Annotated in this window: 13 protein-coding genes and 1 pseudogene; all 14 read right to left on the bottom strand. The window is 34.5% G+C overall.

All coding sequences use genetic code 11. The annotated features are described in order from the left end of the window. Window positions 1-313 precede the first annotated feature (313 nt). A complete protein-coding gene (locus MUB35_RS27210; protein WP_244807155.1) occupies window positions 314-562 on the bottom strand; it encodes an SDR family NAD(P)-dependent oxidoreductase in 249 nt (82 codons plus the stop codon). Between the two features lie 48 nt (window positions 563-610). Beyond that, window positions 611-1246 (bottom strand): dTDP-4-dehydrorhamnose 3,5-epimerase, encoded by a 636-nt coding sequence (gene rfbC, locus MUB35_RS27205; RefSeq protein ID WP_255786323.1) that lies wholly within the window; start codon window positions 1244-1246, stop codon window positions 611-613. Continuing rightward, window positions 1243-2072 (bottom strand): annotated as a pseudogene (gene rfbA / locus MUB35_RS27200) (glucose-1-phosphate thymidylyltransferase RfbA). Before rfbA ends, rfbC begins: the two are co-directional and overlap by 4 nt. A gap of 18 nt (window positions 2073-2090) precedes the next feature. Beyond that, entirely contained in the window at window positions 2091-4514 is a 2424-nt protein-coding gene (locus MUB35_RS27195; protein WP_244807154.1) for an oligosaccharide flippase family protein, read from the bottom strand. 3 nt (window positions 4515-4517) lie between these two features. After that, a complete protein-coding gene (locus MUB35_RS27190) occupies window positions 4518-5633 on the bottom strand; it encodes a polysaccharide pyruvyl transferase family protein (protein ID WP_244807153.1) in 1116 nt (371 codons plus the stop codon). A 16-nt stretch (window positions 5634-5649) separates the two neighbouring features. Then, window positions 5650-6867, bottom strand: coding sequence for a hypothetical protein (locus tag MUB35_RS27185; protein WP_244807152.1), 1218 nt, complete (start codon window positions 6865-6867; stop codon window positions 5650-5652). Between the two features lie 11 nt (window positions 6868-6878). Beyond that, entirely contained in the window at window positions 6879-8186 is a 1308-nt protein-coding gene (locus MUB35_RS27180; RefSeq protein WP_244807151.1) for a hypothetical protein, read from the bottom strand. Window positions 8187-8227: 41 nt separating this feature from the next. Next, a complete protein-coding gene (locus MUB35_RS27175) occupies window positions 8228-9145 on the bottom strand; it encodes a glycosyltransferase family 2 protein (RefSeq protein ID WP_244807150.1) in 918 nt (305 codons plus the stop codon). Between the two features lie 4 nt (window positions 9146-9149). After that, on the bottom strand, window positions 9150-9977 hold the full coding sequence (locus MUB35_RS27170; RefSeq protein WP_244807149.1) for a glycosyltransferase: 828 nt from the start codon (window positions 9975-9977) through the stop codon (window positions 9150-9152). A 544-nt stretch (window positions 9978-10521) separates the two neighbouring features. Beyond that, a complete protein-coding gene (locus MUB35_RS27165) occupies window positions 10522-11301 on the bottom strand; it encodes a CDP-alcohol phosphatidyltransferase family protein (protein ID WP_244807148.1) in 780 nt (259 codons plus the stop codon). Beyond that, complete coding sequence (locus MUB35_RS30605) at window positions 11298-13310, bottom strand: sugar transferase (protein WP_304657711.1); 2013 nt, start codon at window positions 13308-13310, stop codon at window positions 11298-11300. Before MUB35_RS30605 ends, MUB35_RS27165 begins: the two co-directional genes overlap by 4 nt. A gap of 3 nt (window positions 13311-13313) precedes the next feature. Continuing rightward, complete coding sequence (locus tag MUB35_RS27150) at window positions 13314-13772, bottom strand: VanZ family protein (protein WP_176833742.1); 459 nt, start codon at window positions 13770-13772, stop codon at window positions 13314-13316. Next, window positions 13750-14235, bottom strand: a complete 486-nt coding sequence (locus tag MUB35_RS27145) for a pantoate--beta-alanine ligase (protein ID WP_331477668.1) — start codon at window positions 14233-14235, stop codon at window positions 13750-13752. The genes MUB35_RS27150 and MUB35_RS27145 overlap by 23 nt, the downstream gene beginning before the upstream one ends. Continuing rightward, complete coding sequence (locus MUB35_RS27140) at window positions 14207-15475, bottom strand: DegT/DnrJ/EryC1/StrS family aminotransferase (protein WP_176833740.1); 1269 nt, start codon at window positions 15473-15475, stop codon at window positions 14207-14209. The genes MUB35_RS27145 and MUB35_RS27140 overlap by 29 nt, the downstream gene beginning before the upstream one ends. Window positions 15476-15799: the final 324 nt, after the last annotated feature.

Genomic DNA, 15799 nt, shown 5'->3' with positions numbered 1-15799 from the left:
TCATTATAAGGTTTTAGGAAAAATGCGATTCCCTTTTTTCCGGAATCGTGATTCCGTAAAAAACGGAATATTGATTTCCATACGCCGGACAGGTGATGGATTTCACCCCGGATTATTCACACGTTTTAAGTAATTTAAACTAATGCCTTAATTGTAATGCAAAAAAATAGAAAAAGAAGTATAAATTGAGCAAACCTGGCAATACTATAATTAGAAAAGAAATTCGACACAATAAAAGAATTGTTATCGACAAGATTTCCATACATATCTGATTCTTATCAGGAAAAATCATTTCCCATAGACACAGAAATTTTTACGCCCTCACAACATCCGGTTTTTCAGTTTCAAAAATCTTCTCGATTGCTTCTCTATCTCTGATATCTGTTTTGTAAAACTTATAATTCTCGCTCTTTAGTTCATCTTCAATCGTGGCTGGATTTGCAGCGTATGTACAAACGTCCACATTGATTACTCTGTATTCTGGTCTCTCTTCTAATAATAACTTGCAGAAGCAGTTTCCAATAAATCCGGTTCCTCCGGTAACTAAAATCGTCTTGCTCATTTCTAATTCTCCTCTTCTTCTGTCACGCCATTCCACTTCTAAACTGGTTTAGCAATTCTCCTCATAAACAAACTGGTTATCTGAATTGTCGAGTGTAGGACCTATCTTATCCTTTTCACTTAATACCGGCTCAATTCCGTTAAGCAATGCTCCCCCATCGACATTCACTTCTGGCGCGTCATATCTCATGCCACCTTCAGCTTCCTTATTGTACACATTGTCGCATTTGTATCTGAATTCAACATCCTCTGTCAATGTAAGAAATCCGTGTGCGAAACCGCGTGGGATGAAAAACTGTCTATGGTTATCAGCACTTAATTCACAGCTTACCCACTGTCCGAAGGTTGGACTGCCTTTACGAATATCAACCGCTACATCGATTACTTTACCCTTGGTGCAGGATACCAATTTCGCCTGTGCGTAAGGTGGACTCTGCCAATGTAGTCCACGAAGAGTACCTTTCTGCGCTGAAAAACTCATATTGTCTTGTACGAACTCTGTTGTAATCCCCAATGCATCATATTTTGGCTTGTTATATGTTTCTGTGAAGTAACCTCTATTATCACCGAACACATCTGTTTCAATAATCACTACTCTAGGAATCTTTGTCTCTATTGGTTTAATTATCCACGTACCTTTCCGTCTGCCACAGCTTTTAAATGCTGTCCATAAGGAGACTTTCAATATTTTTCTGCGGACGCTAAAAGTCCTTCTTTATTAATCCAACCGTAACGGAATGATATTTCCTCTGGTGCAGAAATCTTTACACCCTGACGTTTTTCAATCATATGTACAAATTCTGCGGCTTCAAGAAGACTCTCCATTGTACCAGTATCAAGCCAAGCAAATCCCCGACCTAACAGCTGAACATCTAATCTTCCCTCATTCAGATACATCTCGTTTAATGTTGTGATTTCAAGTTCACCTCTTGCGGACGGCTTTACAGCTTTAGCCATTTCACTTACACCTGCTGGATAGAAGTAGAGACCTGTTACAGCATAGTTCGATTTCGGTTCTGATGGTTTCTCTTCATTGCTTGTAGCCTGTCCATTCTCATCGAATGCCACAACACCAAAACGCTCTGGATCCGGAACGTAATATCCGAAGACAGTGGCTCTATTATTCAGTTCTGCATCTTCCACCGCAGCTTTCAAAGTCTTACCAAATCCATTACCGTAGAAAATGTTATCACCAAGTACCATCGCACCGGATTCTCCATCAAGGAATTCTTCTCCTAACAGAAACGCCTGTACTAATCCATCAGGACTTGGCTGAACCTTGTATGATAAGTTCACACCGAACTAATAGCCATCACCGAGAAGTTCTTCAAACCTTGGTGTATCAGTAGGTGTGGAAATTATCAAGATATCTTTGATTCCTGCCAACATTAAAGTTGACATAGGGTAATAGATCATCGGCTTATCTTAAACGGGTAGCAGCTGCTTACTTGTTACCATTGTGAGAGGATATAGTCTTGTACCGGAACACCGGCTAAAATAATACCTTTCATTTAGTTGTTCCTCCTACATCATAACATTCTAACTAATTTCGAATATATATATTTGACAAATCCCATATGTTTTATCACAGCACAATGCAAAGATCTATTTTTTAAATACATAGAAAACTTTTCATGATCTTCATCTTTTGCACGGCAACGATAAAACATTGGATTATTTGCAACAACATGCCCAATATTCACTTCATCTAACAAAAAGCTTTTGCGATTAATTATGGATAAAAGCGATTGTCCTTGAGCATTATTAATGATTAAAACGGATACTCCATTTTTATCATATATTTCACTATTCGGATCAACCCCCCAATAATCACCTATTGTCATCGAAGATCTATGGCCGTTTCCTTTAAAAAGACACTTTGAGCATCCACTTCGAGAATAGTGTCCAAACGCATAGCAAAAGTCAGTTTCTTCCCAAGGATAAACAATCTCCTTGCCATTTTCAAATTTTATGTACACACATGGCTTTGCCCAACCTCTTGCCTTGTGTTTTATAGAAAAGGTCATAATTTTTGATTTATATTTTCGTTCAAATTCCTCTACAAAACTTTGTTGTACTTCAGGTAATGTTGGTCCATGGCAAATTAAATCAATGGTATATAAATTATGAGTATCCAACTTTTTATTTTCACAAAACTTGATAATAGAAGCCACATCACAGCCTAAACCAATAAACAAGACTTTTTTATTCTGTGATAACAAAGATTCTACATTCTCGTATATACTTTCATTTTTCTCGTTTGTTTTTCTACTAGGTATGTATTTCGAACCACGCAACAGAAATAAATCATCTTTATTGTCTACTGCTGTATAATAAGCTGATTTAAAATCAGTACTATATCTTGAACCTATTACAACTCCGCCATTATCGATAAATGCTTCAGCTAATGCATTTGCAGCACCACCACTTGAACACTGGAGCAATGTTTCATTATCAATATATCGTCCTGCATATGCTTTCAAATTAGAAAACTCATGTGCTAAAGAATCTACTTCTTCTTTTGTCACACTAACCCTATCAGCATCGTTGCTCATTTTACTTTTTTTCCCTCGAAATATAATCATTTGAATAATACCTAATATACTTTTTTTTCTTATTAATATTAAAAATACAACTATTAGTCCTGATGCAATATATTCAAATGAATAATCGTTTATAGCAATTACTACTTGCAAAAACAGAAGCACTGCACATCCTATATCGCTCTTTGTGCGGTATTCTAGCTTTAAGATTGTTCTTGAATGAAGTACTCTAACCATCCAAACAATACCATAACTAATCATAGTTGCAATTGCAGCACCCATAGCTGAAAATTTTGGTATCAATAGAAAGTTTAAACAAATATTTGATATTGCCCCCACTAAGGTTGAGTAAAACAACATTTTAGTTTTCATTGCCGAGGTGTAAATCGTACCAAAGAAGTCGCTATATGAATGCAATGCCGAAGCGATTAACAATATGGGGACAAACCTCCATGCAACATAAAATTCTTTCGAATATAGCAATCCAGACAACGGCTTATTTATCAACATCAAAATAGAAGCTGTTATTACAGTGATAGTAATATACATATCAAATACATCACTATAGAATTTTCTCGATTCTTCTGTTCCAAAGCTATCGACCGCAGATATTCTCCATGCTGTCACAAAAATACTTGTTACCATTGTTATGATGGTTGGTATTTTGTATGAAATTGAATAAATACCATTAACAGCAATTCCCGCATACATTATTAAAATATATCTATCTGAAGAGTTACTTATCCACCAACTTGCAGAATTAGGAATCAACGGTAGAGAATAATGTAACATTTTCTTTAACAATGATATATCAACTCTTTTTAAAGAATATCGATATATTTTTGCTGAAAAAAACATAAAAGAGCTGACGGAGATATTTGAAATAATAAAAGAATACAAATAACCTTTAATTCCCATTTTAAATATAAGAAGAAAAAGCAAATTACATCCAATCGAAATAACCGTATTTAAAATACCTGCGATGGCAAATACTGATACTTTTTCAATACCTCTTAAAAAATAGCCAAAATTAGTATAAAGACTATATCCAATATAATAAAGAAGGATCAGTCCCCAATAAGGTTTAATTGTGGACACCAAACAAAACACCGGAGATAGTATAAGCAATATTACTAAACCTGCTACCCATATAAGCATTCCAATTTCAAAAATCATTTCTTCATCGTTTTCTTTTTCTTGTGCAAAGCGCATGGCTGCTTCAGAAATGATACATGTAAAGAACGGGAATAATAAACTTACCGTTGTAGTAATTAAATCAGCAATTCCGTATTCGGCTGTTGATAATACATATGTATAAAAAGGAACAAAGAAAAAGCTGAGCAGTTTTGACGAAAAGCTTCCAATTGTCAACAGCAGTACATTTTTCCCTAATTTTTTATAATTTGACATTCATTAATTCTCGCTTTCTTGACTTAAAGCCTCTTCTAAAAACCTAATACCTTTGCATTTTTGATCAGAAAATCGACTGCGAATATTATCATAATCTATTTCTTGATCAAACCATTGATTGAAAGATTCTGCATTCTTTACAAGTAAATCTTTAGCTTCTAACAAATCAAGTAAATTCAAAATTCTCGTATTTCTTGACTTATGTGGAATTATCATTACTTTTTTTTCAAACAACATCGAAAAGACAGATCCATGAAATGAATTTGTAATAATAAATTCTGCATTTGCAATATATTTTAAGAATTCAAGAGGACCAGCAGTTCTATCCCAAGTATGCTTTTTATTTATGCGTAATTTTCCAGGCGATATGTTTAGTATTGGTAGGCCAGTTCTATTTGTCAAAAACTCGACGGCTTGATCAAGAATTGGATTATCCTCAAGTTTATATACTATTATATATCTATCATTATCACTTTTAATCAAACTAATATAGTCTTCTTTATCGAGTAAGAAAGTGGGATCTGGAACTACATCTATATTTCTCATAACAATGGCCGATAATCGTTCTGCAGTATTCTTCTCTCTACAAGAAATGCGTGTAAAACCTTTGGTAAGCCTAACTAAAGACTCTTTTCTGTTCTCTAATACTGTCTCACCAGTACTAACTGCATAAGCAATCTTCAATCCTTTGTAACCAGTGAAATCAGCGAAATACATTTCATCAAATGTTCCATTTGTAATCATCTCATTCCATATTTGATCGCTTCCACAGATGACTGCATCATATTTTTTTCTGAGTATTTTTTCTGCTTCATCCTTGCTCTTAATGATATCAGTAACATTCAGGTAATTTAGGATGTGTTCAAATTTTCTCTGTTTAACCATTCTTAATGGGAACTTTATATTCGATAATAAGCTTGAAATACGCTTTGTAGATTCGTATGTGGCATTTAAAAAATCTTTGTTTATTATAGAATATCTTTTCACATGATAATCAGGACAATAATTAATTATCTCTACCTCATATCCCATTTTCTCTAATCTTGTCTGTAAAGCCCAACACTGTAATACTGCGCCATAATTCCAAACAAAATGGAAAGTAATTATTCCAATTCGCATACCATTCCTCCAAAAATCATATCATCATATCATTTTCTACATCTAAAAACGTAACATCCATAAACATTAATGTTAAATAGAATGCAACATTCGCAAAGTCATAAACACCAGCAGACGCTACAATTAGCAAAATCACAATTGCGATCCATTTCGCAAATCTCCCATTCTGAAGTACTCGATGACAGCAAATAATAAAATAAAGTATAACACCTAAAAAACCATTTCTAATCAATAGCATAGCTAGCGATGTATAATACACATCCACCATAGGTTCATTCCCTGTTCCTATTCCAAATAATTTATTATTGAAGGCATCACCAAAGAAAAAATCATAACCTTCCGTTCTACCACTAACTGCATTCATATTGCTGCTGCTATCTACAGATAAACGCATAAATACAAGCTGTACAAATTCTTGCTTTGATAAAAATACAACCGCAATTACTAATGCAAATAATATAAACAAAAAGATACCAAATACTTTCCGATTATTAATCTTTCTGCTAAAAACAAACATAAAAATAGTCCACAAAACAACTACACCAAACAATCCTATTCCTGAAGTGGACATAAGAATTGCTAGAGATAGGACTATTGCCTTAATGATAAATTGTTTTTCACTATTCTTATAATATTTGAACAAAACAAAAGCCAATGCAACTAATACAAATTGCCCAAAATGTGCAGGTTCAATGAAAAAAGAAGATGGTCTAAAATAACCACTTGCCGTACCCGTTGTTATTCTTGTAAACGATGAAAAATTATTTTGTATTGAGTCGGTAAAAAAATGTAAGGGAATTAACTGTAAAAAACGTCCACTCAAATAATAAATAGCGTATTGAATGAAAAGCAGTAGGCTAGCTACTATTGATATATTTTCAATCGTTTTTAAAAGAATATCTCCTCTAAAAGACTTATTTCCACAAGCTAAAATGACTATCAACACCTGAATTAAGACATTATATAAAAGTGTCCCATATGATCCAGCATTGTAAAGAAATATGCTAATAAAATAACCCAATATAATATATGCTGTATAATAAAACAGTTTTCTATTTCTTTTTGGAATTTTTCTAGTCAAACAAGGAGTACAAATAGCAAATAATAGCCAAAGGCTTATTGTTCCAAAGGAATACGATAGCCAAGGAAATCTATAATAACGTGTAATTGGAAGAAAAGCTATTAAGACTGCTATGATATTCCATCGAGAAAACGATTTATATTTAATAATCATTTCTACTTTCCTCACATCAACTTATATCTAATTCTATACAATATATTAGCAATAACTGCAGATAGTCGATTTTCTTTCATATTTATTTCTATTTCTTTTGTTTCCTTGCTCATAAGCAAATTCAAATACTCTGTATTATTTTTCAGTGTTTTCGGAGCATTAAAACTGCTTTTTTTGTATTGGTTCAAATTTGTTTTAAAGTTCTTATAATCACTTAACAATTTCAATAAACTTTCTGACGAATAGTCAATCACGATTCCATTCTCTCGGTGCGTTACTTCCGTTGCAATATTCCCACTTAATGAACTTGTTATTACGAAACAATTTGCAGCTATACTCTCAAAATATGTATAACTATATGTCTCAGGCACACAAGAAAATAATACCACAACATCTATGCTATTTTGCCTAATAGCCTTAATCATTGCATCCGGTCCATTTTCTATTACTGAAACAGTCACGTTTTTTATATAGTCACGAGTTTCTTTAGAAAAACCAAAATGGTAAAAATCATACTTCTTTTTTAGATCATCATTACAATTTATCTTATCAACAACATCAAGCCACTCATAATACCCTTTTCTGACAACACCTTTACCAACAAAAGCAACTTTTATTTTTTCATTTGACTTTATCGGAGTGTTATTCTCTTCATATTTACCACATAGAATCTTATGTCCCATAACAAGGATCTTTTTTTCCATTTTAGGAAATGCTTCTTTCCATAAATCTTTAACATAGTTAGACGGTGACACTACCGTAATATCTTCTATTGAATCCAAGAACTCTATTACATTTTTATGCAAATCTAATGCTTGATTATAAAATTTACAATCATGACACTTTTCTTTATATATCTTTGCATTTCCACAGAAATCTGTTCCGTTTTTTAGCAAATTATATTGTGGACAAGCAGTACAAAAATCATGAAGATACAAAAAAACTTTATTCCCCGAGCTCACAATCAAACTAAGCTCTTCTAATTTCATAAAAATAATGCTATGTATCATTATTCCAACACACTGTTTCCTAACATTTAATCTATTAATAAGTTTTAATAAATCATTGAAAGAAACACCATCATAGAATTTTTTTTCATATATTACTCCCCACGCTCGAATAGATAATTCTATTTTCCCAATCCAAATGCTCTTATATATAGGGAAAATTATTACAGATTTAATTTTTTCTGTACTTAACACCTCTATTTGTGAAACTATATAGTTTTCAGATCCTGCGCTATAAAGATAAGGATTTCGATAATGAATTATTAAACTATACTTATCAAATGTCTCCTCAGCTATTTTAAATATATCCATATTCTATCCTCTCTTTTTTCTTTCTAGAACAAAAGCAATAATCATCCACACAGAATCATACCAATTATTTGAGATATACTGTTCGTAATAAATCCATACTTTATATAGCAATATATCCTCTTAAACTTATTATATTTCTGTATATTCCCATAAATGGTTATTAAATTCGATTCAGGTAATTGAAACACTTTTGAAAACTCCTTTGCTTGTTTTTGAGTATTCTTGTATGATTCACGTATATCTTTTAAACATTTAAATTTAGTAACCCAATACTTTACAGTATGATTATTTGCGGCACCAACCGCATTGCTCTCATGCTGTCTATATAAAATAGTTGATTCTTCAATCCTATGTATTTTCCCAAATTCTGTAGCTATTAATCCTGCCCATTTATCATGCATCGCAATATCCTTTTGATTATTGGATTTTATCATCATATCTCTCAATTTGTGATTTATCACCATTGTGCATCCAGTAATTAGATTTCTTACAATCAGATCTTTCGCTTGCAATTTGTTAAATCTAAATCCATAATAATTCCACATTGAAGATGAAATAACATTCAACGAGGAATCTACTAGTGTTAAATCTGTAAATACCATCTCCGGCAACACTGACTTCTTATCGATTAAGTTTATTGATTTTTCAATTTTATTTTGTAGCCATACATCATCCTGGTCACAAAACATATAGCTTGGTGCCTCAATCTCCCGAAGAAGATAATAAAAGTTATTTTTAGCCCCCCCAGTTGGTCCTCCGGTAATCTTTTTAAACTGTTCAGGATATAACTCACAGTATCTATCTATTATTAATTCTGTCTTGTCCGTAGACCCATCATCGTGAATATAAGTAGTCCATTCTTTGTTGGTTTGAGCCAACAATGAATCTAATTGTTCTTCTAAATATTTTTCTCCGTTATAAGTCGCAAGCAAAATTGCTAACCTATCTGTCTTTATCATATTCTTACCGCCTTATCATATACGATAGTTCTCTGAATTTTACACATAAGAATCTTGTAATACAATTATAGTTTCGATAATTTTTGAGATAATAAGATAAACTTTTGCATAAAATGTTACAAGTTTGTTTTTTCTTTATTGAGGTACTAATAGTTTTTCCGTGATTGTGAATTACCTCAGCATTTCCACAAAGCCAACATTCCTTACCAATTCTGGATAATCGTTCCGATAATATTGGTTCCTCATAATACAAAAAAGTCCCCTCATCTAAAAAACCTATTTTTTTCATATCCGTGGCTCGCAAAAGCATAAAGCTTCCTCTTGGAGCGTAAATTTTAGAATCGACTGCATCATCAAATCGAAATCGTTCTTTATGATTTGTGACAATCCCGAAAGTCATATCCCAAAATGATGGTCTTCTAAAATATAATGGCGGGTCCTTCTTTCCATTCTTTGAAACAATTCTAGGTGAAATCGCACCAATCTTGGTATTGGAATTCATCAATTCAATCATTTTTTTTATTCCGTCATATGTATCTAACTCAATATCATTATTTGACACTAAAATATATTCTGCTCCATTCTCAACCGCATATTTTATACCAACGTTATTACCAGCCGCATAACCGCTATTAATATCATTTTTTAATAAAGCAAATCTATGAGAATCATTTGACTCAGTTCTCAAGATATCAGCACTTTCATTTGGTGATGCGTTATCTACAACTACAATATCAACCTTTTCATTGCCTTTAATACGCTCTATATTTTTAATAAGTTTTAACGTCATCTCATATGTTTTGTAATTTAAAATAACAACAACTATTTTCATATTTTTTCCTTTAATATAATTCTTGATTTTTCAACAACGGTTGCATTTTCTGGCATATCAAATGTTATCACTGCATTTAACTACCTTTGCCTTATTTACAATCCCTACTTTTCCAACGATTTTGGCTCTTTAATATATCTCCACATTATCCCCCATGTAAGGTACATGTGTTGCATCTGTAAAATCATTTTCAATAATGACTTGGTGACATATTCTTACATTTTTCCAACATGAGCACCAGAAGCAACGATTATTCAATATAATCCGTGTGGTTATTTGTGTTTTGTTTCAACAATAACCGAACCCTTTCCAATTGTAATTCCAGAACTTGCATTTGTAAATGCACCCATGCGCTTAATCCGAAAAGTGTACCATAAATATTTTAGGGTTATACCTCAGAAAATTCCGAATACATTTCCTCATCTTCTAATATTTTCTGTCATTATAGTGTTGAATCACCGTTATACCTTTAGTAAAAAAAATTCTTATGATTCATGTAACACTCCTTATTCGAAGCATAAATGGTATACTACACTAAACATTTCTACTTCTTCATCTTCCGCTGTGACTCAACCTCAAACCTAGCTGCATTACGGCAGTACAATACACAAATAGCTACAAATGAGAGAACATAGTACGCCGTATAGCAAACCAACATAATATCAAATGTATTGGTAAACAATGCCACGAATAACCAAGGCATGAACAGACCGGCCACCCCGAAGTTTTTATCAATCTGCTCTCTGATATAAGCAAAACTTCTCTTATCTTCTGTATCAGCAAGGGTGATATCATCAAATTCATTTAATATCTTCTTGGCTGCAAAAACGCAGTTTAAATATTTCTGATGTACTAATCTCATATATGTATTAGCTACAGCACCAATAGCACCAACCAAAATCAAATAAATTCTATACTGTTCTGGAACCAAGAATGATGTATGATAGGCTGCCATACCCAAACCAACTGTGGTAAATGAAAATGGGCCATATCCAGCAACCGCATCAAAGAAATCACCCATAAAGGTTTTAACTTTCTTAACTCGTGCAATATTACCATCCACGCAATCCAGTACCAACCAGAAGTTTGTTAGAATAACTCCTGCCAGCATGCATCCGAAGTTATTAATAGAAAGCAAAACTGATGCTATAAAAATTACAAACCAAGAGAATACAGATACCATATTAGCAGACCATCCTGCGTTGATGAAAAGGTATGTTACAGGGAATGATGCTTTTCGAACCCATAACTGTACCCATAGTGAACTACGACTATTCTTTTTCTTAGTAAGAGAGGATGTTATATCATTCATTGTATATTTCATGAATCTGCTCCTTGTTTTAATATTTCATCATAAATATCCCACATTGTTCTTAATGCATTATGTATTTCAAACGGTTCCACTGCTTTCAGGCACTTTTCACGCATATTCTCACGTAGTTCTTTGTCATCTGAAAGTTTCTTTATAGCCTCTGCAAATCCATCTACGTCATCTGAATCACACGCATATCCTGTTTCCCCATCGATAACATAATCCAAAATTCCATGTACATTTGAAGAAACCAATGGAACACCTGCTGCCATCACTTCGATTCCAGCTAAACCTAATCCCTCAATTTTGGATGGAAACGCACTGATATCTGCTGTATTACACAATTCTGGAATGTCTCTTCTAAATCCAAGGAATATGACATTCTTTTCTACCCCTAGTTTCTTTGCCAATTCCATCAATTGCTCTTTCAGCGGTCCTTTTCCGCAGATAACATAATAAATCTTATCATCCTTGAGTTTTCCTAATGCTCGAATAATGACTTCATGATTCTTTCTCTCGATAAGTTCTCCAACCGAAAGAAGCATAATACTATCTTCTGGTATACCTATACTTTTTTTATAAGAAGCCTTATCAACCTTCGTATCCTTAATTCTGCTAATATCAACTCCGACACCGGGAATATATCGAACATTCTTTGCATGAAATGTTTTTGCTCTGTTGAAATCTTCCTTGTTAATTGTCACGATATAATCGCATAGGTGAGAGCACACCTTTTCTACAGGATAGTAAATCATCCAATTTTTCTTAGGTGCGGCATTGTGAAAATGAAATCCGTGGCATGTGTACATGACCGTACTGCCCTTTTTTCTCGCTGCTCTTGCTGCTATTCTTGTAAGCATAGAAGCCGCTGGCGTATGACAATGAATCAAGTCAAAATCATATTTGTTGATGACCGTATCCAATTCTTTATACGCAGAAATATTATCCTTACTTAATGGTGAGCGAGCAAAATGTATATTGTGAAGGATAATTCCTTTTTCTCTAATCCTATCTAAATACAGCTTTGTGCGTTCTTCATCTGTATCTTCCATATAATCAAAATTACAAGCTATGTGAACATCACAGCCTAAATCATCATGCAAGTAATCCACATTTTCTTTATTAAACCATTCAATAAAAGAAACAACGCTAGCAACTATTAAAACTTTTTTTTGAGTTCTATCTCTATTCAAAATACTTCTTGCCTCCGCCTGCTTCTCTTTATATTCTTCCTCAGCCACTTTTTCGGTTCTCAGTAAATAATCTCCGAAGTCTTCAGCTGTTGCCATATCATCCTGTGTAATACCTTCCTGCTTAATAAACGCTTTTTTTATAGTATCAATCACAATTTTGATATCCCCAGTGAAACTAATATTTTCAATATATTTTTGATCCCATTGAAGTTTATCTTCCCAAGATATAGCATTACGTCCATTCACCTGTGCCAAACCACTAAGACCCGGCTTCGCAGTGTGTCTTCTTCTCTGCTCTGGGCTCATAAACACCATATCTCTTACAAGCTGAGGTCTTGGTCCGATGACAGACATTGTTCCGTTTAGAATGTTGAAGGCTTCTGGAAGCTCATCTAGGCTTGTATTTCTAAGCCATTTACCGAACTTAGTAAGTCTTACTTCGTCCGGAAGTAGCTCACTATTTTCGTCTCTTTCATCTGTCATAGTACGAAATTTATACATTTTAAAAACAGTTTCCTTGCCATCAGGTCCTACAAGTCCTGGTCTATCCTGTGTAAAAAGAACAGGAGAACCAAGTTTCACTTTTACTAAAGCCGCCACACCAAGGTAAAGAGGCGAGAACACAACAATGGCTCCTGTAGCACAGACAACATCAACCAATCTCTTCATGTACTTCTCATAAAATCCTATTTTACGAGCCACAATTGGTTTTATATCATATGCTTTATATGTAGTTTTATCTGCATTTTTCTTCATAACATGAGCTGTCACCGCAGTAGTAGCTGCCGCTAATCCGATTATGCAACCAACCGTTTTCGCCTTGTCCATGAACTATGTCTCCCTCTTTTTTAATCTCATATTCATTTTCTTTCCTGCTTTCCATAACAAGCATCCCATTCCAGTACCTATTGCGTTTGCAGTCACAACGTCTATTTCTGCCAAGCCCGTGGCACTTATATACTGTATTATTTCAATACCACAGGATACTATCACTCCGAATAACACTACTTTCTTCCAGTTATCAACAATTCCTCTTAGTAAAAAGCCAAAGGGAATAAACAGCAGGATGTTCTGAAAATACCACACTACTTCTTCCCAGCCTTTGGGATTACCGCAAATAATTTCTTGTAATGCCCAGAAAGGTCTAAGTTCGATTCGCCTTGTTTTCACAAATCGACTAAGCACGGTTAGCCAAATAATAAAGCCAAAATATCCAATGAACAGCGCACATATAATCAACTTGTGCCAACTATTCTCATCAGGCCTTTTACAGTGCTTTTTCTCCATCATTCAATCTATCTCTCAGTATTGTTGAAGAGATTCCGTCCGTGTGGTCAAGATAAACCACTGTACATCCTTCCTCAGCAAACTCTTTTTCATATTGGTTCCACGCATCTGTGCCTTTCCAATCAGAACCAACAAAAACAGCATCTGCGTGGTATTTTTTCACTGCTTCAAATTTATCCATGTTCTCTTGTGGAACAACCTGGTCAACGCAACGAAGTTCGGCAACAATGGCCATACGATCTGCCTCACAGATGATTGGATATTTATTCTTTCTTTTAAAGCACAATTCATCAGTGGTTACTCCCACAATCAAATAATCACACTGCTCTTTGGCTCTCTTAATAACATTCAGGTGTCCAATATGAAACATGTCATATACACCTGTGGTATAGCCTATTTTGTACCTTTTCATTTTGTTTTCTTTTCTCCCCTGTACATCACTCAAAACAGCCTCTAATAACTTCAATAATCCTATCCTGCTGTTCCTCAGTCATTTTATTATCACTTGGCAAACACAGACCTCTATGGAAGATATCCATTCCGACATCCAATGGCAATTCATTAGCTCCCACTGCTCCACCGGAAATGTAGGCATTTGTTTTTGCTCTGCCATTACCTTCTCGTGTCACAAATCCATTCATTCGATAAATTGGCTGCATATGCATCGGTTTCCAGATTGGTCTGCCCTCAGCATTTATACTGGCAATCGCATTCAGAATTTCTGTCGGACAGCTCTTACCATGTTCTCCAACATAAAGTACTTCCTGTTCTCCTCTTACCTGTTTGCACATAGCTTCTGGTTTGATAATCATGCAAGACAACCAATAATTTGGCTCTGAATTCTCTGCATCAAAAGGATTCATACTCACCGGTAAGTCTATTAACCCTTCTTTATATCTCTCATAAATAGCCTTTTTCTGAGCAATATGCTCATTAAGATATGGCAACTGACCTCTTACAACCCCTGCAATTACATTGCTCATGCGATAGTTGTATCCCAGTTCTTCATGCTGGTACCATGGAGCATTTTCTCTTGCCTGCGTTGACCACTTACGAACCTTGTTGGCATCTTCAAGACTGTCTGTCAAGAACATTCCTCCAGAACTCCCGGTCACTATTTTGTTTCCGTTAAACGAAATTGCATTGAAATCTCCGAATACGCCTGTCTGTTTTCCTTTGTATATTGCACCGAAAGATTCAGCTGCATCTTCAATAATCTTAGCTCCATGTGCATCACAAATCTTTTTGATTTCATCAATCTTACCTGGTGTTCCATATAGATGAGCAACAACCACACCCTTGACATCTGGATATAGTTGAAACGCTTTTTCCAGTGCAACCGGATCCATATTCCAGGTGTCATACTCTGTATCGATAAATATCGGGACTCCACCTTCGTATACAATTGGATTCACCGTGGCATCGAACGTCATGTCGCTCGCAAAAATCCGCATTCCAGGAGTAACCCCTGCAAGTTTTACTGCCATATGTAAAGCAGCTGTTCCAGCTGAAAGAGCAACAGAATATTTGCATCCAACTAGATCACAGACCATTGCTTCAACTTCATTAATATTTTTTCCAACTGTTGACATCCAATTGGTCTCGTAAGCTTCTTTGATATACTCCAACTCCGGTCCATGCATAGTCGGGCTGCTCAAATATAACTTATTCTCGAATTTGCTTAATTGTTGATTGAAATCGAACATTTCTTCTTGCTCCTTTTACTCTCGCTCGTAGTATGTATTTATAATTATTCTTGTTTATTTTCTTGTTTTGTGTTATACTCTATTTAACAAAAGAATGCCCACTCAATACTGCAGAATTTTAAATAAAATAGGCGTAGCAAAACACCCACACCTTTCAGTCTGAGCTTTGCCTACGCCTCCTTATAGATTTTTGATTTTGTACTCATCGATTCATTTGGGTTAAATTTTACGAGTACCCAAGAAGCCATCACCGTACTTCCAGGCTCGAAAATCTAACTTTGACCGACTTTTTTCAAAATCCAGCATAAGCAAATCCTCTTAAAA

Origin of the sequence: Blautia sp. NSJ-175 (assembly GCF_022867815.1) — a bacterium.
Classification (GTDB): domain Bacteria; phylum Bacillota; class Clostridia; order Lachnospirales; family Lachnospiraceae; genus Blautia; species Blautia celeris.
Note: the sequence above shows the minus strand (reverse complement) of the source record. Positions and strands in the feature narration are given on the sequence as shown.